Genomic DNA, 18,454 nt, shown 5'->3' with positions numbered 1-18,454 from the left:
TCAGTTCCTCTGGAAGGTCTTGGCCATGCCGCTCCAGCAGGCGTCGTAGTCGCGCTGCAGTTGCGGGCTCTCGAGAGCGTAGCGGCTCGGGCGGAGCACGCGGCCGGTCTCGAACATGAAGGCCATGGTGTTTTCGATCTTGTGCGGCGCGAGCTCGACGGCGATGGCCTGCACGGTGCTGGCGTTGTCCGGGCCGTGGGCGCTCATGCAGTTGTGCAGCGAGGCGCCGCCCGGGGCGAAGCCGTCGGCCTTGGCGTCGTAGGCGCCGAGCAGCAGGCCCATGAATTCGTTCATCAGGTTGCGGTGGAACCACGGCGGACGGAAGGTCTTCTCGGCAACCATCCAGCGCGGCGGGAAGATCACGAAGTCGACGTTGGCCATGCCGTGGGTGTCGCTGGGCGAGGTCAGCACGGTGAAGATCGACGGGTCCGGGTGGTCGTAGCTGACCGTGCCGATCGTGTTGAACAGGCGCAGGTCGTACTTGTAGGGCACGTGGTTGCCGTGCCAGGCCACTACGTCCAGCGGCGAGTGGTCCAGTTCGCAGGCCCAGAGCTCGCCGAGGAACTTCTGCACCAGCTGCACGGGGGCGTCGATGTCTTCGTAGTGCGCCACCGGGGCGAGGAAGTCGCGCGGGTTGGCCAGGCCGTTGCTGCCGATCGGGCCGAGGTCGGGGATGCGCAGCGCGGCGCCGTGGTTCTCGCAGATGTAGCCGCTGGCCGTGGCGTCGAGCAGTTTGACGCGGAACTTCATGCCGCGCGGGATTACCGCGATTTCCAGGGGCTCGATGTTGAGCAGCCCGAGTTCGGTGGCCAGGCGCAGGCGGCCTTGTTGCGGGACGATCAGCAGCTCGCCGTCGGCGTCGAAGAACACCCGGTCCATCGAACGGTTGGCGCGGTACAGGTGCACGCTGACGCCGCTGGCCTGCTCGGCATCGGCGGTGGCGGCGAGGGTCAGCAGGCCGTCGAGGAAGTCGGTGGGCTCGGCCGGCACTTCATGCGGGTTCCAGCGCAGGCGGTTGGGGTTCACCGGGCCGATCTCGCGGCCGGGGATCTGCCGCGCCAGGCGCTCGAAGCGCGGGTGCGCGGCGGACGGGCGGATGCGGTACAGCCAGGTGCGCCGGGCCTCGCTGCGCGGCACGGTGAAGGCGGTGCCGGAGAGTTGCTCGGCATAGAGGCCGAAAGGCACCCGCTGCGGCGAGTTCTGCCCGTGGGGCAGGGCGCCGGGAATGGCCTCGCTGCTGAACTGGTTGTTGAAGCCGGGCAGGTAGGTGAGGGATTCGACGGGCATGGCGACCTCGTTGTTTTTGTAATCGAATTACGAATAACGTAATTTGAACCGGGAAAGGGGTCAAGCTATAACAGCGCCTCCATTGCCTACCGAGTGATTGCATGGCCATCTCCAGGGACACCGGCGACGCGCCGAAACGCCAGAAAGTTCAGGCCGCCGAAGTCGGCACGGACATACTCAAGGGCCTCGCCGACCTGGCCCCGGCGACCTCGCTGTCGCGCCTGGCCGAGCACGTCGGCATGCCCGCGGCCAAGGTCCACCGCTACCTGCAGGCGCTGATCGCCAGCGGCTTCGCCGAGCAGGACGCGGCCACCAACCACTACGCGCTCGGCCCGGAGGCGCTGTTCGTTGGCCTCGCCGCCATCGGTCGGCTCGACGTGGTGCGTGCCGCTACGCCACACCTGAGCGCGCTGCGCGATGAACTCAACGAAACCTGCTTCCTCGCCGTGTGGGGTAACAAGGGGCCGACCGTGGTCCAGGTCGAACAGCCGCTGCGCGCCGTGACCCTCGTCACCCGCGTGGGCTCGGTGCTGCCGCTGCTGGGTTCGTCCACCGGCCTGGTGTTCAACGCCTACCTACCGGACGGCGAAACCGCGCCGTTGCGTGCGGAGGAGGCAGGCATGCCCGGCGCACTGGACGACGACGAACTGCACAAGCAGACGACCGAGATCCGCGCGACCGGCCTGCACCATGTGCATGGCCTGCTGATGCCGGGCGTGAACGCGCTGTCGGCGCCGGTATTCGCCGTGGGCGAACAGCTCGCAGGCGTGGTGACGGTAGTGGGCGCGGCCAGCGCCTTCCGCGCCGAGACCCAGGGCCGCGCGGCGGAACTGCTCAAGGAGGCTGCTGCAGCCATTACCGCGCGCATGGCCGGGACCCGACCGGCGTAAAACTGCGGTGCCTTGTAGGAGCGCGCCATGCGCGCGAATCGCGGCCATGGGCCGCTCCTACGGGTGGGGTGTTTCCTCCGTAGGAGCGGATCTCATCCGCGAAACATCTCGGCACCGGAGCCATGTGCAGGAGCGCGCCAGACGTGCGAAATCGCGGACAAGGTCCGCTCCTACAGGTGGGGTGTTTCCTCCGTAGGGGCGGATTCATCCACGATCCGGCCGGCAGGCCGGTCTGGCGTTACTTGGTTTCCAGCACGCCGCGGCGGATCTGGTCGCGCTCGATCGACTCGAACAGCGCCTTGAAGTTGCCTTCGCCGAAGCCGTCGTCGCCCTTGCGCTGGATGAACTCGAAGAACACCGGGCCCATCAGGGTTTCCGAGAAGATCTGCAGCAGCAGGCGACGGCTGCCGCCCTCGGAGGTGCCGTCGAGGAGGATGCCGCGGCTGCGCAGCTCTTCCACCGGCTCACCATGGTTGGGCAGGCGTTCTTCGAGCATCTCGTAGTAGGTCTGCGGCGGCGCGGTCATGAAGCGCATGCCCATGCCCTTGAGCGCGTCCCAGGTCTTGAGCAGGTCGTCGGTGAGGAAGGCTACGTGCTGGATGCCCTCGCCGTTGAACTGCATGAGGAACTCCTCGATCTGCCCGGCGCCTTTCGAGGACTCCTCGTTCAGCGGGATGCGGATCATGCCGTCCGGCGCGGTCATGGCCTTGGAGGTCAGGCCGGTGTACTCGCCCTTGATGTCGAAGTAGCGGATCTCGCGGAAGTTGAACAGCTTCTCGTAGAAGTCCGCCCAGTAGGCCATGCGCCCGCGGTACACGTTGTGGGTCAGGTGGTCGATGATCTTCAGCCCGGCCCCCTTCGGATGACGGTCGACACCCTCGATGAACTCGAAGTCGATGTCATAGATCGACGAGCCTTCGCCGAAGCGGTCGATCAGGTACAGCGGCGCGCCGCCGATACCCTTGATCGCCGGCAGGCGCAGCTCCATCGGCCCGGTGGGGATGTCCACCGGCTGAGCGCCCAGTTCCAGGGCGCGGGCGTAGGCCTGGTGCGCGTTCTTCACGCGGAAGGCCATGCCGCACACCGAGGGGCCGTGTTCGGCGGCGAAGTACGCGGCCAGGCTCTTGGGCTCGTTGTTGAGGATCAGGTTGATATCGCCCTGGCGATACAGGTGCACGTCCTTCGAGCGGTGGGTGGCCACCTTGCTGAAGCCGAGGCTGGCGAAGATGGGTTCCAGCACGCCGGGGGTCGGGGAAGCGAATTCGATGAACTCGAAGCCCATCAGGCCCATGGGGTTTTCAAAAAGGTCAGCCATGTTGTGTTCCTCGCGGTGGACGCGTACTCGCGCGTCCGGGATTCGTAAAGTCGTGGGGTGTCTCAGCAACGCGGCTGACGCGGTGGCGAGCAGGGCACGCCGCGTACGCTGCGGGCGAGGAAGTCGCCGATGGTGACTTTGAATCCGAGGCTTTGCATGGTGCGCTCCTCAGGCCGGCTTGTCGGCCTGGGCGTCGGGGTGGGCCTGGCGGAACGCCGGATGCTCCAGCGCCAGACGCTCTACCCGAAGTATGCGCGGGAATGCCGCGAGGTCCACATTGAAGCGGCGGGCGGCGTACAGCTGCGGCAGCAGGTAGACGTCGGCCAGGCCCGGTTGGCCGAAGCAGAAACCGTCGTCGCCGATCAGGGCTTCCACGGCAGCGAGGCCCTCGCCGATCCAGTGGGCGATCCACTGGTTGACGCCGTCTTCGTCGATGCCCAGGCCGCGCAGGCGGTTGAGCACGGCGACGTTGTGCAGCGGATGAATGTCGCAGCCGATCAACGCGGCCACGCCACGCTGGTGCACGCGCTGCAGCGGGTCGGCCGGCAGCAGGGCGGGCTCGGGGAAGCGTTCTTCCAGGTATTCGATGATCGCCGGGGACTGCACCAGCAGCTCGCCTTCGTCGGTGCGCAGCGCTGGCACGCGGCCTTGCGGGTTGATGGCGCGGTAGGCGTCCTGGCGGTGCTCGCCCTGCAGCAGGTTCACCGGCAGGTGCCGGGCGTCCAGTCCCTTCAGCGCCAGGGCGATGCGCACCCGGTAGGAGGAGGTGGAGCGATAGTAGGTGTAGAGGTCCATGAACCTTGGCTCGCAGGCTGCGCACCCGTCGTCGCGGGCGCTGTTGTTTTCGTAATCTCTTTACACTCTGCGTAATTTTTCGCGAATCGGCAAGTCCTGCTTGACCGCCTGGCGCAGCAGGCAAGAGCGTAGACGCCCCCAGGGAGAGATTCGACCTGCGCAGGCGCAGCGCTTAGGATGCCCGGGCCGCGTCTGGAAGGAGTCCGCCCTCGATGTCCCATGCCCTCGTATTGCCTGTGCTTCCCGGTGCCAACCGCCTGCTGCGCAGCATCCTGGCCCTGGGCGCCGTGCTGCTCGCGCTGGCAGGCTGCAGCTCGCAATCGACCCGCCAGGCTGCCGAGCCGACGCCCGCCGAAGTCCGCGCCAGCCTCGTGCGCCTGCTGCCGGCCACGGTCAAGGACCGGCAGGGCTGGGCGACCGATATCCAGGTGGCTTTCGCCGCCCAGAAGATCAAGCCGAGCACGCAGAACCTCTGCTCGGTGATCGCGGTGGCCGAGCAGGAGTCCAACCTGCAGGCCGACCCGCAGGTCCCCAACCTTGGCGGCATCGCCCGAAGTGAAATGCAGCGCCGCGCGTCGGCTGTGCACGTTCCGAACTTCATGCTCGATGCCGCGCTGGCGCTGAAGTCGCCGGACGGCCGCAGCTACAGCCAGCGCCTGGACAAGGCGCGCAGCGAACGCGAGTTGAGCGCGATCTTCGACGATTTCATCGGCATGGTGCCGCTCGGCCAGCAGCTGTTCGGCCGCTTCAACCCGGTGCATACGGCCGGGCCCATGCAGGTCAGCGTGGCCTTCGCCGAGGAACACGCCGCGGGCTACCCCTATCCGCTGAAGGGCAGCATCCGCCAGGAAGTGTTCAGCCGGCGCGGCGGGGTCTATTTCGGCACCGCCCACCTGCTCGGCTACCCGGTGGACTACCCGCAGCCGCTGTACCGTTTCGCCGACTACAACGCCGGCTGGTACGCCAGCCGTAATGCCGCCTTCCAGCGCGCGGTGAGCCTCGCCAGTGGCATTCCGCTGACCCTGGATGGCGACCTGATCCGCTACGACAGCAGCGCCGCTGGCGCCACCGAACTGGCCGTGCGCAGCCTGGGCAAGCGCCTGGACATGAGCGACAGCGAAGTCCGCCGTGCGCTGGAGCAGGGCGAGCGCGCCGAGTTCGCCGAGTCGCGGCTGTACACGAAGGTCTTCGCCCTGGCCGAGAAGAGCGAAGGCAAGCCGCTGCCTCGGGCGATCCTGCCAGGCATCACGCTGCACAGCCCGAAGATCACCCGCAACCTGACCACCGCCTGGTTCGCCCAGCGCGTGGACGAGCGTTACCAGCGCTGCCTGGCGCGGGCGGGAAAGGGCTGACGGCTCGGCGAAAGTACGGCTAGAGCAAATGCTCTAGATTCTCTACAGTCACGGGGCTTCTCCTCCATCACAACAACAAAAGGAGTTTCTCCATGTCTCTCAGCGCAAGCGCCTTCGCCTTGCTCGGCCTGGTCGCCTGGACCCTGCTGCTGGTCTTCCTCCTGGTCAACCTGCGCGGCCTGCTGGTCATGTCCGGGCGCATGGCGGTCAACGCCTTCGCCGCCGACGGCAGCAATACGCCTGGCCTTGGCCAGCGCCTGGCGCGCGCCCATGCCAACTGCGTGGAGAATGTGCCGCTGTTCGCAGCCGCGCTGCTCTACGCGATGGTTACCGGGCAGACCCAGATCACCGATCCGCTGGCGCCGCTGCTGTTGGGCGCGCGAATCTTCCAGTCGCTGATGCACCTGATCAGCACTTCGCCGCTGTTCGTCTGGCTGCGTTTCGCCGGCTTCCTGGCACAACTGGTGATCCTCGCCTGGTGGCTGCTGCGACTCGCCGGATGGGTCTGACATCTCCGTAGGCGCAAGCCGCATTGCCCCACCCGGTGCGCGCCGCGAATAATGCCGGGCTCATTCCTCAGCCAAGGTGCCCGGCATGTCCGCGACCTTCCCCCACGTTCTTCTCGATGCCCTGCGTACGACTCGCCACCTGGTGGTGTTTACCGGAGCCGGCGTTTCCGCCGAAAGCGGCATCCCCACCTTCCGCGACGCCCTGAGCGGGCTCTGGGAGCGCTTCGATCCAGCGCAGCTGGCTACCCCCGAAGCCTTCGCAGAGGACCCGACGCTGGTCTGGGGCTGGTATGAATGGCGGCGCATGAAGGTGCTGGCGGCGCAGCCCAACCTCGCGCACCACGCCATCGCCGAACTGGAGACCTGCGTGCCGCGCCTGACGCTGGTGACACAGAACGTCGACGACCTCCACGAGCGCGCCGGCAGCACTGAAGTCATCCATCTCCATGGCAGCCTGCACCAGCCGCGCTGTGTGGCCTGCAGCATGCCCCACGGCACTTTGTCGAGTGCTCCGGGCGAGCCCGAAGAAGGTCGCCGCCTGGAGCCGCCGCGTTGCCTGCACTGCGGGGAGCGCGTGCGGCCGGGCGTGGTCTGGTTCGGTGAAATGCTGCCGGAATCGGCGCTGCAGGCGGCCTTCGCAGCGGCGCAGGACTGCGATTGCCTGCTGTCCATCGGCACCTCCGGCGTGGTCCAGCCAGCGGCGATGATCCCGCAACTGGCTGCCGAAAGCGGCGCCGTGGTTGCCCACGTCAATCCACAGCCGGTGAGCGTGCACGGGCCGCGCGAGTTCAGCCTGGAAGGGCCGGCCGGGGTGGTCCTGCCGGCGCTGCTCGACGCGGCCTTCCAGTAAGGGGCAGGCGCGTCCGGCTTCGGCTCAACCGCGCAGCTGGCCGCGCCGGTACTCGCCCTGGCGTTCGAGCATCCAGCCGGGGTATTCGGCCGGCAGCGCGCTGACTGCATCTAGTGTGGCCAGCTCCTCGGCGCTCAGTTGCACCTGGGTGGCGGCAAGGTTGTCCTGCAGTTGCTCCAGGCGCTTGGCGCCGATGATCACGCTGGTCACTACCTCCTGGTGCAACAACCAGGCGAGAGCGACTTGCGCCACCGTCACGCCCTTGGCCTCGGCGATGCCACGCATGGCGTCGATGCAGTCATAGGCGCGCTCGCGATTCACCGGCGGGAAGTCGAACTGGCTGCGCCGGCTGTCGGCCCCGGCGTCCAGGCCGCGTCCGTACTTGCCGCTGAGCAGCCCGCCGGCCAGGGGGCTCCAGACCATCAGGCCGACCTTCTCGCTGCGCAGCAGCGGCACCAGCTCGCGCTCCAGGTCGCGCCCGGCGAGGCTGTAGTAGGCCTGCAGCGATTCGAAGCGAGCCAGGCCCAGGCGCTCGGCAGTGCCCAATGCCTTCATGATCTGCCAGGCCGCCCAGTTGGAAACACCGACGTAGCGCACCAGGCCCTGGCGCACCAGGTCGTCGAGGGCGCGCAGGGTTTCCTCGATTGGCGTCGCCGGGTCGAAGCCGTGCACCTGGTAGAGGTCGATGTGGTCGAGTTGCAGACGCTCCAGGCTGGCCTGTACCCCGCCTGCGATGTGGTAGCGCGACAGGCCGCGGGAGTTGGCGCCGCGGGTGCCGGTTTCGCCGAACACCTTGGTGGCGACCACCACGTCCTCGCGGGCCACGCCGAGGTTCTTCAGGGCCTGGCCGGTGATCTGCTCGGAGCGGCCTTCGGAGTAGACGTCGGCGGTGTCGATGAAGTTGATGCCGGCTGCCAGGGCGGTAGAGATCAACTGCTCGGCCTCGGCCTGCTGCAGCTTGCCGATCTGGCTCCAGAGCTGGCCTTCGCCGCCGAAGGTCATGGTGCCCAGGCACAGTTCCGAGACGAACAGGCCGGTGTTGCCGAACTTTCTATAGCGCATGGAGCGATCCTCGGGATGGGCAGTGGAAGGCGCCGCTCCGCCGGGGGCGGCGAACGTCGTCCAGTATGGTTGCAGCGGCCGAAAAGGACGGCGCTCGATGCTGCCGGATTCTTGCCCGATCCTGTCGCGGCGCTTCAGGTCATCGGTGGCAGGCGGCGCTTGACCGGGGTTTTCTTGACGATGGCGGTGTTGGTCTCGGCCTGGCCGTTGAGGCGGTCGAGCAGGGCGTCGAGCTGCTCCATGTCGCGCACGCAGAGACGGGCGACGAAGCAGTCGTCGCCGGTGATCTTGTCGCACTCGGTGAACTCGGGGATCGACTGGATCAGCCGCTCCACTTCATGCAGCCGGCCCGGCAGCGGGCGCACGCGGACGATGGCCTGGAGCAGATAGCCGAAGGCCTTCGGGTCGATTTCCAGGGTGTACCCGCGGATCACCCCGCGCTCCTCCAGCTTGCGCAGGCGCTCGCCGACGCTGGGGGCGGAGAGGCCGCTGACCTGCGCCAGGGCCTTGAGCGACAGGCGCGAGTCATCCATCAGGGCGGCGATCAGCAGTTGGTCGATTTCGTCGGTCATGGTGCGCTCGTAAGGTGAAGTGCGTGAGTTGCCTTGATAGTAAAGGCGAGTCTGCAGATACGCCTATGTAATGCGATAGAAGGCTGCCGCGCGCCTTGGCATCCTGTAGGCACATCCTGCTGGAGACCTTCCCATGGACAAGTCGATTCAACGCGGCACGCTGGAGATGACCGCGGCAATGCTGATCTGCGGCACCATCGGCTGGCTGGTGCTGATCTCCGGGCAACCGGTGCTGGACGTAGTGTTCTGGCGCTGCGTGTTCGGCGCCGTCACCCTGCTCGCCGCCTGCGCGCTGCTCGGGCTGTTGCGCCCGGGCGTGCTGAGCCTGGCGAGCTTCGGCCTGGCGCTGCTCAGCGGCGTGGCCATCGTCGGCAACTGGGTGCTGCTGTTCGCTTCCTATTCGCGCGCGTCCATTTCCATCGGCACCGCCGTGTACAACACCCAGCCCTTCATGCTGGTGCTGCTGGCGGCGTTGTTCCTCGGCGAGAAACTCAGCGCGCGCAAACTCGGCTGGCTGGCGCTGTCCTTCGTTGGCATGCTCGCCATCGTCAGCGCCCATGGCGGCGCGGGGCAGGGCAGCGACTACCTGGGCGGCATCCTCCTGGCCCTGGGCGCGGCCTTCCTCTATGCGCTGGCGGCCCTGATCATCAAGCGCCTGCAGGGCGTGCCGCCGCACCTGATCGCGCTGATCCAGGTGTGCACCGGCGTACTCCTGCTGGCGCCTTGGACCAACCTGAGCACGCTGCCGCAACAGCCATCGGCCTGGGCCAGCCTGGCGACACTGGGCATCATCCACACCGGGCTGATGTACATCCTGCTCTACGGAGCCATCCAGAAGCTGCCGACCACGCTGACCGGCGCGCTCTCCTTCATCTACCCGGTCTCGGCGATCCTGGTCGACTGGGTCGTGTTCGGCCATCGCCTGGGCCTGGTGCAGTGGCTCGGCGTGGCCGCCATCCTGCTGGCGGCGGCCGGGATGCAGCGCGGCTGGGGACTCCCGAAAGTGCGCTGGGCGTGGCGTTGAGGCGGGCGCCTCAAACCTGCTCGGCCAGTTGCTCGGCGTTGCCCCAGCAGGCGGCTTCCAGGCGGTTACGGCCGTTCTGCTTCGCCTTGTAGAGCAGGCGGTCGACCTGTTCGATGAAGTCCAGCGCTCGTTCGCCATGACGGGGCTGGATGGTGCCGACGCCGAGGCTGATGGTCAGCAGCGAGGCGATGGCGGACTTCTCGTGGGGAATGCAGCGTTCGCGCAGCAGGGCCCGGCAGTGTTCGGCGACCAGGATGGCCGACTCCCCGGAGGTCTCCGGCAGGATCAGCACGAACTCCTCGCCGCCGAAACGGCCGACGAAATCGCGCGGCCGGCTGACCGCCTGCTGCAGGACCTGGCCGACGCTACGCAGGCATTCATCGCCCTGGATGTGGCCGTAGTGGTCGTTGTATTGCTTGAAATAATCGATATCCAGCAGCACCAGGGACAACGGCTGGCCGCTGCGCTGCGCGCTGGCCCATTCGGTCTGCAGCACAGAGTCGAACATGCGCCGGTTGGCGATGCCGGTGAGGCCGTCCTTGAAGGAAAACTCCTCCAGCTGTTTCTGTAGCTGAAGCAGTTGCTGCTCGGTTCGCTTGCGTTCGCTGATATCGAACATGAAGCCGATCAGTGCCAGCACCTCGCCGTTGGCATCGCGTTGCACATGCACCACGTCGCGGATCCACACGTAGTCGCCGTCGGCGGTGAGCGCGCGATAGTCGGCCTCGTGGTCGGTGCCGGCCTGGGACTGCGAGACGCAGAAGGCCACCACAGCGTCGCGGTCCTCCGGATGCATGCGCTCCGCCCAGTCGTTCACGCCGACCCAGCTGGACTGGCTCCAACCCAGCAACTGCTCGATCTGCGGGCCGATGTAGGCGAAGGTCATGGTCTTCCAGTCGATCTTCCAGGGGATCGCCCGGGTGGATTCCAGCAGGGTCTTGTAGACGTCGTTATCGCTTGGGGCGTCTTGCATTGTCGTCTCCGATGGAGAGGGCGGGGCGCGTGCGTGCGATCCTTCAGGCGCAATAATCCGTGTACGGTTAACGGCAGCATGGATGATGGCTGAAGGCCATTTATCCGGAATCCTACTGGCAGCGGAGACTTTTCTATCGCATTCACCGGAATTTTTCCTACGCCAAGCACTCCAAACCGCACCAAAGACCGTCCCGAGGAAAAGATGAACTACAAGTTGCTGCCCCTGATCGCCGCCGCGGTGCTGCTCAGCGCCTGTGGCGCAAAGAAGGATGCTGAGGCTTGCGTCAGCAAGGACATGCGCGACCAGTTGGTGAAGGTGTTCACCGATGGCCCGTTGCAGGGGCGTGCTTCACTGCTCAAGGATGCCGAACTGAGCGAGGGCGCCGTGACCGAGAAGGACGGGGAGAGCGGCGTGCTCAACTGCGTGGCGACTTTCAAGGTACCGGTCGGCCAGCAGGTGGTGCAGGGACCGTTGGAGTTCCGCATCGCGCCGGCGGCCAAGTCCGATCACGACTACCTGCTGCTGTTCACCAAGAGCGACCGCGCCATGGCCTTGGCCGAGCGCATCCAGCGGGTGTTCCCCAACGCACCCGCCCAGTAAGGTTCTGCTGTAGTAGTCGCAACCGTCTTTAGGGCCAGTCCTCTTCCGACCAGCGCAAACCCTATTCGCGGGAGTGACAGCTGGGAGTGGCTTCTCCTGCGTCATCCCCGCGAACGCGGGGACCCAGAAGACAACGCAGGCGTTCCCCTCGCAGCTACACAAAAGACAGGCAAGAAAAAGCCCGACCAATGCCGGGCTTTTTCATTTCAGGCTCTCGCTCAGGCAGCGTTGCCGTAGCGGGCCTGCTTCTTCTTTACCTGCTGGCGGCAAGCGTCGCCAAAGGCCTCGAAGATCTTCACCGAATCGGGGTTCTTCGCCGCCTGCCATTCCGGGTGCCATTGCACCGCGAAGAGGAAGGGCGAAATGCTCGGTGCGTGGATCGCTTCGACCAGGCCGTCTTCGGCGTGGGCGATGGCTTCGATGCCCTTGCCGAGGGTCTTCAGGCCCTGGCCGTGCAGCGAGTTGACCTGGATGGTGTCGCTCTGCAGCAGCTTGTGCAGCCAGGTGTTGGCAGCTACTTGCACGCTGTGCGCCGGCGCGTACTGCACATCCACCGGATCTTCCGGGTTCTCCCGGTGATCGTTGAAGCCAGGCTCGGCGTAGAGCTTCTGGTACATGTCGCCGCCCAGCGCCACGTTGATTTCCTGCATGCCGCGGCAGATGCCGAAGATCGGCAGGCCACGGGCAATCGCGGCTTTGATCAGGGGCAGGTCGAACAGGTCGCGGTTCTTGTCCTGGCCCTTCTCGGGGGTGGCGTTTTCCTGACCGTAGAGGGTCGGGTCGATATTGCTGCCGGCACCGGTGAGGTACACGCCGTCAGCCATGTCGAGGTATTGCTCGAGATCTTCGGTACCGCAGCAGGTCGGTACCAGGACCGGCACGCACCCGGCGATTTCGGCGAGGGGAGTGATGTACTTGTGGGTCATCACTTGGTAGTCGTGACCCTTGCGTTCCTGGTAGCCCATGGACATCAGGACGACGGGTTTACGGAGTTTCTGATTCTTATTGCCAATGTTGCTGTTGGACATATGTCACCTTGAGACAGGCGCGGCCTGTCGTTTCTGTGCAGGCGCGACCGGCGGGACGCTACCTGGGGTTCCGAGCACTGCCGCAAACGGGACCTAGGAAGCCCGAATACGGTCGAAACCTGTCCACCAGCCTGCCAGAGCCGTAAAATATGTCAAACAATTTCGGTTTGGATCGTCAAAAATAATGGCCGAACCGAGCACGCGGTTATGTCGTAAAGTGCTGATTTTTAAGTTAAAAAATGTAACGCCGATAAAAATCGGTCCATTATTTTTGACGACTCACCCTGGTCCATGAAAATTATACTGAACATTTTCACGGAATCGGCGGCAACCGCGTCCTTGAGCGGGCGGTGTGTTCGGGAATATCGAACAGGGTTCGCGAAGGGGAATGCAGAAATGAAACGCCCGCCCCGTTCGTTGTTGCCGAAAGCGGGGGCGGGCGTTTTGGATTTGCACCTTCCTGGTGCGATTTGCGTCCTGCGTGGAGCGGATTACTTGCCGGTCTTGATGGTGGTCCAGGTACGGGTCATCAGACGCTGGGTGTTCGCCGGCAGGCCCGGGAAGGCGTACAGCTTCTTCATCACCGCTTCGCTCGGGTAGATGCCCGGGTCATTGCGGATTTCCTCGTTCACCAGCGGAGTGGCGGCGGAGTTGCCGTTGGGGTAGGAGATGGCGTTGCTGATCTCGGCGATCACCTTCGGATCAAGCAGGAAGTTCAGCCACTGCAGCGCGCCTTCCTTGTTCTCGGCATCCTTCGGAATGGCAACGGTATCGAAGAAGGCGCCAGCGCCTTCCTTCGGAATGTTGTACAGCACTTTCACGTTGTTCTTCGCTTCCACGGCGCGAGCCTTGGCCTGGTAGACGTCGCCGGAATAGCCGATGGCGACGCAGATGTTGCCGTTGGCGAGGTCGGAGATGTACTTCGAGGAGTGGAAATAGGTGATGTACGGACGGATCTTCAGGAACAGACCCTCAGCTTCCTTGATCTGCTTCGGATCGTTGGTGTCGGTCTTGTAGCCCAGGTAGTGCAGGGCCGCCGGCAGCATCTCGGTCGGCGAGTCGAGGAAGCTCACGCCGCACTGCTTCAGCTTCTCGATGTTCTCGGGCTTGAACACCAGGTCCCAGGAGTCGACTGGCGCATTGTCGCCCAGCACGGCCTTGACCTTGTCCGGGTTGTAGCCGATGCCGATGGTGCCCCACATGTACGGGATCGCATACTTGTTGCCCGGGTCGCTGACTTCCAGGGTCTTCATCAGATCCGGGTTGAGGTTCTTCCAGTTCGGCAGCTTGGACTTGTCCAGCGGCATGTAGACGCCGGCCTTGATCTGCTTGGCGAGGAAGTTGTTCGACGGAACCACCACGTCGTAGCCCGACTTGCCGGCCAGCAGCTTGGCTTCCAGCACTTCGTTGCTGTCATAGACGTCGTAGACGACCTTGATTCCGGTGGCCTTGGAGAACTCATCGACCGTGTTCGGGGCGATGTAGTCCGACCAGTTGTACACGTGCAGCACTTTGTTGTCCGCCTGCGCCATACCAGCCACAGCGCCCGCCAGAGAAACAGCGAGCAGGGTCTTGCCGAAGGTCTTGAACATGCGTGTAGCTCCGTTTTTTTTAATGCTTGCGGAAGTGTCTGGACTGCCGCGCTGTGGAACAGCAAAAAGCATTCCGGATAATAGCCGTCCGCCATATGTCGGCAATCGGCCTTTACCATTTCTTGACCTAGAGCAGATCAGGTGCAGTGCGGCTACGGAGCGCCCGGCGGAATGCCGGCACGGCGTGTTACAAGGAGTACCGCCGTACCAGCAGCGTCAGTCGAGGCGGTAACGCGCCAGGTCCTGGGCGGAGAGCAGGCGCACCTGCCCTGGGGTAATGGACGACATGTCGTTCAGGAGGCTTTGCGCGACATTCATTTCGCGCAGATAAACCGCCGGGCTGTAGCGACCGGCGCGGTCGTCCTGCCAGGAATCGCCGCCAGGGAAGTAAGGGCGATGCAGGCCGACGTAACCGCGTACCCGCCGCGAATGCCCGGCAGCGAGCACATAGACGCAGGTGCCCTGGCAAACGCCATGGCTAGGGACCCAGGTGTCGAACCCGGTCTCGCGCAGCAGCCGGCCGATCTTGATCGCCTCGTCCTGGTTGCCGCCGATGCAGTCGAGCAGGGCGATCTTGCGCGAGAACTTGCCGGGGTTGTCCTTCAGCCCACGCATCAGCAATTCGTAGTCGCCCACGGCGATGTCTTCGGTGATGCGCACCGCCAGCGTCGGTCCGAGCGAAGGGTTCTGCACCGGCTTGACCTCGACCCGCGCCAAGGCCGCTGCCGAACACAGCAGACCCAACCCCAGCACGGCAGCACGCATGGCAGAACGGCTCATCACCTGTCTCACTCGAATCCGAAAATCGAAAGCGCTCGAAGATACCTGCCCAAGCCGTATTTGGCACGACCCATAAGGGGAGGGGATAGGCAGTATGCGAAGCCGCAGCGGCCAAGGCTTCACTAAGCCCAAGCCTTCTGGTAAAAAGGCACCCCCAAGCGGGCGTCGTATAATGGCATTACCTGAGCTTCCCAAGCTCATGACGAGGGTTCGATTCCCTTCGCCCGCTCCATATCCTCTGTTGAAACCGCTCTAGCATGCGGGTTTCAGCGCGACTATGGTGGGGGTTCTGATTAGGTCGGTCACGAAATCAACCATTTCGAGGACTGCCCCATGTCACAGCGTACCATCAGAACCCCGCACATGATCTTCAGCCGCGAGCGCGGCTTCCTCTACGTCCGCAGCCTGCCCAAGGCCCTCCTCACGGACGATCGCCTGCCCAAACAAGTTCGCTGGCCGCTCGGTCAGAACCATGAAATCGCCCGCGATGTCGCGCGCCAACTCAACGATGCCTTCGACGATTTGCTGCAGCTGATCGCGGAGCGTCGCCTGGGTGCCGACTACCTGTTGCAGTCGCTGGGCCAGCTGTACCTGCAACACCAGCGGGTGATGCAGGACATGCGGCTGCCACTGGGCAGCTTGATCACCCCCAACGAACTGGCGAAAGGTGCCCTGGAACTCGGCTACGAGCGCCTGGCCGACCTGGAGGCGCTGTCCACGGTGCTGTATGCGGACGCGCAGGGTGACTACGTCTTCGTGCTCCTCGATCGGGGCTATGCGGAGCGCCTGGAGATGCTGCCGTTTGAGCGCTACGACGTGTCTCTGGGCACCCCCGATCTGGCTACGGCGCGCTGGAAGGCGGCGTATCTGCTCGATGCGCTGGAGCAGCTGAAGCGCTGGACGCGCGACGGCTACTTGCACGTGCTGCACCCGCTGCTCACCCGTACCCTGGCGTGGGAACAGTTCGTCCGCTTCGTCGCCAAGCCGCGCGAAGAGTCGCTGTTGGAGCAGCGCCTGCCGACCAGCCTGACTCAGCTGGAGGCGCTGCCGGGCTTGAAGTACCTGGCTTCGCCGCAGTCCGAACTGTTCCGCATTCACCAGGGCAGCGACGGGGGCTATTCGCTGCGCCTCGACTTCCACAGGATGGGAGTCGCACACTTGACGCCCGTGGGCGTCCTCGACCTGGAACTGCAGACGACAGACTGGATCCTCGCCAATCTGCTGTTTGCCGTTATTGCGCCGGACTTGCTCAGTTTCCTCACGGCCATCATCGCTCAGGAAGACATCGATCCGGCGGCGCTGCTGAAGCTGCTCGATCAGATTCATCAGCTCCTCGAGGACTACCTCAAAGGGCTCCCCAAGGCCAACGGCTTGCCGGAGCTGCCGCCGCCGAGCGCACCACAAGCTACGTTGCCGGCGCAGACGCAGTCCGTGCTGCAGGCCCTATCCGGGCTGTTGCCCGAGACCCAGGCCATCGCCTTGAATCGTGCGCTGGTGCAGTCGGGGGCCTTTGCGCCCCCAGCCAGCGGTGGTCTGCGCTATGCCGCGCTGGTGGAACGTTTCAAGCAGCACCATGAGGTGAGTCGGACGTGGACCAACGCGGATACCCGCATCCAGAACCTGGCGCGCCTCGATGCGCTGGTCGAGATCGTGGGCCCTGGCGTGGCGATCGAGCAGATCACCCGCGCGGACGTGGTCCGCGTGCGTGATGCGCTGCGCTTGTACCCCAAAGGACGCAACAAGACGCCCGGCCTGCGGCAAAAACCCTTGGCGCAGATCATGACCGAGGGCGGCTACGATCCCATCCATCCCCGCACGCTGAAACGCTATTTCGCGATGCTTAAAGGGACCCTCGATTTTGCTGTTGATCAGGGCCTGTTGGAGCAGAGCCCCGCGCAGTCGGTGCAGTACAAAGCTCAGGCGGCCGGGCGCAGCAATCGCAGCTACACCCGTGAGCAACTGCGACTGCTGCTCAGCGGGCCGGTGTACACCCTGGAGGCTCCGCCTCGCTGGCGTCTGCACGACTACAAATTTTGGTTGCCGTTGCTGGGCGCCTATCAAGGCGCACGCCTCAACGAGCTCTGCCAACTGCGCGTGGGCGATGTACGACAGGAGGCAGGAATCTGGTACCTGTCGTTGAACACCGAGCAAGCGGAAAAACGCCTGAAAAACTCCAGCAGTGAGCGGGACGTGCCGCTTCATCGGCAGGTGCTGGCCGCTGGCTTCCTGGAGTTCGTCGAGCAGCGTCGCCAAGCGGTGGGCGGCGATCGCCAGGCCATGCTGTTCGACGGACTGCCCCCTGTCCGCAATAAGTTGCCCGGCGCCACCGCGAGCAAGTGGTTTTTGGGCAACGGGACCAACTATGGCGGCTACGTGCAGGCGTGCGGATTAGGAGAGCAGGGCAGGACCTTCCATGGTTTGCGCCACAGTTTCATTGCGCAGTTCCGTGCACAGAAACTCGATATGCAGATCGCCAAAGCGCTCGTCGGCCATACCGATCATTCGGTGACCGGGCATTACGGTCGGGGTTATCCGCTGGAGGTACTCCAGGAGGAGTTGGATCGCCTGGATCACGGTGTGTCGCTCGAGCATATTCATTATCGCCACTACCTGGCATTGCAGGCGCACCAGGCGCCGACTCAAGGCGGCCCTACTTCTACGGTACGGCGTCCTGTGACGAAAACACAGAAACGCAACTGGCGGCGGTTTATTCCCCTGAGTGTTGCAGCTCGTTGATGTTAAGAGGCCCCGAAAGGGCCTCTTTTCTTTTGCGACTACTTACCGCACTTTGGTATCTAAGCTGATTTGTCGTGCTGCCAATTTTGATGGCAGAGAAAGCGAGCATTCGATACAGTTGTGGGGATGAATACTTCTTCTAGGGGGGAACCTTAAATGTCCAAAATCGCAGAATTCCGCGCGGCTGAAAAAGCACTTGCTGAACAGTTGGCGCACTTGGAGTCCCTGAAGAAAGACGCGGCGCTGCAGCAGGAAATTCAGTTCGAGGAAAAACTCCGGGAACTGATGGGCGCCTACGGCAAGTCTTTGCGTGATGTTGTAGCGATTCTCGATCCGGAATCGGCACGCGGCGCGGTTGCGCGGGCGACTGGTACGGGGCGTACCAAGCGCCGTCTGCGCGTGGTGAAGGTTTATAAAAACCCGCACACCGGCGAGGTAGTCGAGACCAAAGGCGGGAACCAAAAAACGCTGAAGGCCTGGAAGGCGCAATACGGCTCCGACGCAGTTGAGTCCTGGCTCCAAGGCTAAGGTAGCCTCTCGTTTGATCGCCTAGCGGTGTGGCTACCTCGGCCGCACTGCTGTTCCTTGTGCACTATCCCTACCTCGTTAAAGGGCAATTCGCCTGCATAGATAGGATGTTGCCCCTCCTTTGCGAGCAACTGCCTGGGGCGGGGCTAAGGCGCAGTAATATGTGTTGATTGCGCAGAATGATTAGACTGTTCTGTCATGAGCGCACGCTACTCGGCAACAGCGCGGCGCTCTTCTTCCTGTCTTGCAGCGTTCTCTTTCCACGAGTCGCTGCAACACGCCAACACCCTATCCGGGGCAGGTGTTGTTTGCGAGAAAGAACTGCGTCAATCGGCAGTGCTATGAGTAACTGTGGGCCACTTTAGGTTTGAGCGTATCGCGGGCTACCCAAAGGGGGCGCCAAGGCCTACACGTCTAGTCGAGCAGAAACTAACTGGGCCAGGAACAGCAGGCCAAGCATCACCTCTGCAAGCTACAGAGCTTCTTAGCGCTTGTCCGACCTGCTCAGCTGAGCTATTTGGATTTCGCTTCTATTTGCTTCTAGTTGGATGCCGCCGT

General features: G+C 64.2%; 17 protein-coding genes and 1 tRNA gene. 9 read left to right on the top strand and 9 right to left on the bottom strand.

The window, feature by feature from the left end; genetic code table 11:
* On the bottom strand, positions 1 to 1,287 hold the full coding sequence (gene hmgA / locus PKB_RS21865; protein ID WP_043254464.1) for a homogentisate 1,2-dioxygenase: 1,287 nt from the start codon (positions 1,285 to 1,287) through the stop codon (positions 1 to 3).
* Between the two features lie 101 nt (positions 1,288 to 1,388).
* Here hmgA and PKB_RS21860 point away from each other — a divergent pair, with 101 nt between their 5' ends.
* Entirely contained in the window at positions 1,389 to 2,177 is a 789-nt protein-coding gene (locus PKB_RS21860; protein ID WP_043254462.1) for an IclR family transcriptional regulator, read from the top strand.
* A gap of 238 nt (positions 2,178 to 2,415) precedes the next feature.
* Here PKB_RS21860 and hppD read toward each other — a convergent pair whose 3' ends face one another.
* Complete coding sequence (gene hppD / locus PKB_RS21855; protein ID WP_043254459.1) at positions 2,416 to 3,492, bottom strand: 4-hydroxyphenylpyruvate dioxygenase; 1,077 nt, start codon at positions 3,490 to 3,492, stop codon at positions 2,416 to 2,418.
* 168 nt (positions 3,493 to 3,660) lie between these two features.
* Positions 3,661 to 4,287, bottom strand: coding sequence for a maleylacetoacetate isomerase (gene maiA / locus PKB_RS21850; RefSeq protein ID WP_043254458.1), 627 nt, complete (start codon positions 4,285 to 4,287; stop codon positions 3,661 to 3,663).
* Between the two features lie 212 nt (positions 4,288 to 4,499).
* Here maiA and PKB_RS21845 point away from each other — a divergent pair, with 212 nt between their 5' ends.
* From PKB_RS21845 to PKB_RS21835, 3 genes are all read left to right on the top strand, one after another.
* Positions 4,500 to 5,639, top strand: a complete 1,140-nt coding sequence (locus tag PKB_RS21845) for a DUF1615 domain-containing protein (RefSeq protein WP_084166699.1) — start codon at positions 4,500 to 4,502, stop codon at positions 5,637 to 5,639.
* Between the two features lie 92 nt (positions 5,640 to 5,731).
* Entirely contained in the window at positions 5,732 to 6,148 is a 417-nt protein-coding gene (locus PKB_RS21840) for an MAPEG family protein (protein ID WP_043254456.1), read from the top strand.
* A gap of 85 nt (positions 6,149 to 6,233) precedes the next feature.
* On the top strand, positions 6,234 to 6,998 hold the full coding sequence (locus tag PKB_RS21835) for an SIR2 family NAD-dependent protein deacylase (protein WP_043254454.1): 765 nt from the start codon (positions 6,234 to 6,236) through the stop codon (positions 6,996 to 6,998).
* 24 nt (positions 6,999 to 7,022) lie between these two features.
* Here PKB_RS21835 and PKB_RS21830 read toward each other — a convergent pair whose 3' ends face one another.
* On the bottom strand, positions 7,023 to 8,060 hold the full coding sequence (locus PKB_RS21830) for an aldo/keto reductase (RefSeq protein WP_043254453.1): 1,038 nt from the start codon (positions 8,058 to 8,060) through the stop codon (positions 7,023 to 7,025).
* Positions 8,061 to 8,194: 134 nt separating this feature from the next.
* Positions 8,195 to 8,632 carry an Lrp/AsnC family transcriptional regulator gene (locus PKB_RS21825; RefSeq protein ID WP_043254447.1) on the bottom strand — a complete coding sequence of 146 codons (438 nt, stop codon included), beginning with the start codon at positions 8,630 to 8,632 and terminating at the stop codon, positions 8,195 to 8,197.
* A 133-nt stretch (positions 8,633 to 8,765) separates the two neighbouring features.
* Between PKB_RS21825 and PKB_RS21820 the strand changes: the two genes are divergently transcribed.
* Positions 8,766 to 9,656 (top strand): DMT family transporter, encoded by an 891-nt coding sequence (locus PKB_RS21820; protein ID WP_043254446.1) that lies wholly within the window; start codon positions 8,766 to 8,768, stop codon positions 9,654 to 9,656.
* A 10-nt stretch (positions 9,657 to 9,666) separates the two neighbouring features.
* Here PKB_RS21820 and PKB_RS21815 read toward each other — a convergent pair whose 3' ends face one another.
* Positions 9,667 to 10,629 (bottom strand): sensor domain-containing diguanylate cyclase, encoded by a 963-nt coding sequence (locus tag PKB_RS21815; protein WP_043254445.1) that lies wholly within the window; start codon positions 10,627 to 10,629, stop codon positions 9,667 to 9,669.
* Positions 10,630 to 10,833: 204 nt separating this feature from the next.
* On the opposite strand from PKB_RS21815, the gene PKB_RS21810 reads away from it, so the two are divergent.
* Positions 10,834 to 11,232: a hypothetical protein gene (locus tag PKB_RS21810; protein ID WP_043254443.1), complete on the top strand. Its 399-nt coding sequence runs from the start codon at positions 10,834 to 10,836 to the stop codon at positions 11,230 to 11,232.
* 218 nt (positions 11,233 to 11,450) lie between these two features.
* Here the strand turns inward: PKB_RS21810 and PKB_RS21805 are convergent, their stop codons facing one another.
* The 3 genes from PKB_RS21805 to PKB_RS21795 form a co-directional block, all read right to left on the bottom strand.
* Positions 11,451 to 12,260: a gamma-glutamyl-gamma-aminobutyrate hydrolase family protein gene (locus PKB_RS21805; protein WP_043254442.1), complete on the bottom strand. Its 810-nt coding sequence runs from the start codon at positions 12,258 to 12,260 to the stop codon at positions 11,451 to 11,453.
* Positions 12,261 to 12,751: 491 nt separating this feature from the next.
* The gene (locus PKB_RS21800; RefSeq protein ID WP_043254441.1) at positions 12,752 to 13,852 is read right to left on the bottom strand and encodes a polyamine ABC transporter substrate-binding protein; all 1,101 of its coding nucleotides are present in this window, start codon (positions 13,850 to 13,852) and stop codon (positions 12,752 to 12,754) included.
* Between the two features lie 216 nt (positions 13,853 to 14,068).
* Positions 14,069 to 14,632, bottom strand: a complete 564-nt coding sequence (locus tag PKB_RS21795; protein WP_052355358.1) for a COG3904 family protein — start codon at positions 14,630 to 14,632, stop codon at positions 14,069 to 14,071.
* 158 nt (positions 14,633 to 14,790) lie between these two features.
* Between PKB_RS21795 and PKB_RS21790 the strand changes: the two genes are divergently transcribed.
* The 3 genes from PKB_RS21790 (at position 14,791) to PKB_RS21780 (ending at position 17,896) form a co-directional block, all read left to right on the top strand.
* Positions 14,791 to 14,864 (top strand) — tRNA-Gly (locus tag PKB_RS21790).
* Between the two features lie 101 nt (positions 14,865 to 14,965).
* Positions 14,966 to 17,368: a site-specific integrase gene (locus PKB_RS28825; protein ID WP_084166698.1), complete on the top strand. Its 2,403-nt coding sequence runs from the start codon at positions 14,966 to 14,968 to the stop codon at positions 17,366 to 17,368.
* A 156-nt stretch (positions 17,369 to 17,524) separates the two neighbouring features.
* On the top strand, positions 17,525 to 17,896 hold the full coding sequence (locus tag PKB_RS21780) for a histone-like nucleoid-structuring protein, MvaT/MvaU family (protein ID WP_043254440.1): 372 nt from the start codon (positions 17,525 to 17,527) through the stop codon (positions 17,894 to 17,896).
* The last annotated feature ends 558 nt before the right edge of the window (positions 17,897 to 18,454 follow it).

Source organism: Pseudomonas knackmussii B13, from assembly GCF_000689415.1.
GTDB classification, from domain to species: domain Bacteria; phylum Pseudomonadota; class Gammaproteobacteria; order Pseudomonadales; family Pseudomonadaceae; genus Pseudomonas; species Pseudomonas knackmussii.
Note: the sequence above shows the minus strand (reverse complement) of the source record. Positions and strands in the feature narration are given on the sequence as shown.